Here is a 960-nt window from a genome sequence, read left to right on the forward strand (position 1 = left end):
GTTCAAGGAGTGGACGATGGCTTTAGCAAGGAAGCGGCAAATCTGTTTGTCGAATACTAAATACTATCACTGTGTATCCCGATGCGTTAGACGCGCCTACCTTTGCGGAGAAGATACTCTCACAGGTAAATCATATGATCATCGCCGAGGGTGGGTTGAAGATCGTCTGCTTGTTCTTGCGAAGGTATTTTGTATTGATGTGTGTGCTTATGCCGTGATGAGTAATCATACTCATATTGTGCTTTATGTAGATGATAAAAAAGCAAATAGGTTAAGCGACAAGGCCGTTCTTCTACGCTGGAAGAAGCTCAGTAAAATGACGCCTTTAGGTCAAAAGTTCCTCCGTGGTGAGCAATTGAGTGACGTTCAACAGGCCTTTTTAAATAAAGAGGTTGCAGAGTATAGGACTCGCCTTTCTAGCATTAGTTGGTTCATGCGAATGCTTAATGAATATATTGCCAGACGTGCAAATAAAGAAGACGAATGTACCGGGCATTTTTGGGAAGGGCGCTTCAAGAGCCAAGCACTACTTGATGAATCTGCTCTTTTAGCGTGCATGGCCTATGTTGATTTAAACCCTGTTCGTGCAGAGGTTGCGAGGACCCCAGAGCAATCTAACTATACAAGTTTTAAAAAGCGGTGTCAGGAGGCGAAGAATTCAAAACAACCTAAGCTACTAGCTCGTTTTGTTGGTGGTATGAACAAGAATAAATCAAAGGGAATACCTTTTGAGTTAAAGTCATACCTGTTACTTGTAGAGCAGACAGGGCGTTGTATTAGCACGGATAAACGCGGATATATAGATCATCATTTACCTCCTATCCTTGAGAGGCTTAATCTCGAGCCAACAAATTGGCTAACATTAACAACACAGTTTGAACATTTATTTCACGGTGCTGTAGGTCGAATACAAGCTATTGAAAACTACTGTAGTAAAACTGCTCGAAAGCGGCGAAGTAA

General features: G+C 42.1%; 1 protein-coding gene. It reads left to right on the plus strand.

Annotation, left to right across the window (positions count from 1 at the left end; genetic code table 11):
* Nucleotides 1–16: 16 nt before the first annotated feature.
* Nucleotides 17–960, plus strand: a 944-nt coding sequence (locus tag HCZ11_RS19495) for a transposase (RefSeq protein ID WP_167659254.1), incomplete at its 3' end; no start/stop codon positions are given.

The sequence above is a fragment of the Pseudoalteromonas sp. HF66 genome, from assembly GCF_011806445.1.
Classification (GTDB): domain Bacteria; phylum Pseudomonadota; class Gammaproteobacteria; order Enterobacterales; family Alteromonadaceae; genus Pseudoalteromonas; species Pseudoalteromonas apostichopi.